The 434-nt window shown below is 30.0% G+C and carries 1 pseudogene; it reads right to left on the bottom strand.

The features are described from left to right. Positions 1-150 precede the first annotated feature (150 nt). Positions 151-405 (bottom strand): annotated as a pseudogene (locus SPADD19_RS11900) (tyrosine-type recombinase/integrase); the annotation flags it as partial. Positions 406-434: the final 29 nt, after the last annotated feature.

Below are 434 nucleotides of genomic sequence, written 5' to 3'. Positions count from 1 at the left end.
AATGTAGGATTTTTTTAACTGTAGTAATGTTATAAAATTAATCTTACCAATAAAGTATCTATAGGTCTTTGTATACCTAAAATTTTATAGTAGCAATATAAAATTTACATTAATTGTAAAATGATTTATTATAGCTAAATATAATAGTCTCTAATTAGTTTTTTTAATTTGTGCAAGTCGTTCTATTAAAATATCGACTGCTTCATTCTTTCGGTTAGGATCTAATTCCGCATAGATATCCATTGTGGTTGAAATAGATCTGTGTCCCATACGTTCTTGAAGTTCTTTCCAATTTGCTCCAGCGTTGAGCATTAAAGACGCATGAGTATGGCGGAATATTTGAAAACCATAATTAGGTAAACCTAACTCTTTTGATCGTTTAATAAGAGTAGCTCGCTCATTTCGATGGGGAGATGTACCTTAAACAGATAAGA

Origin of the sequence: Streptococcus parasanguinis (assembly GCF_001578955.1) — a bacterium.
In the GTDB taxonomy this organism is placed as follows: Bacteria; Bacillota; Bacilli; order Lactobacillales; family Streptococcaceae; genus Streptococcus; species Streptococcus parasanguinis_U.
This window is presented reverse-complemented; position numbering and strand designations above follow the sequence as displayed.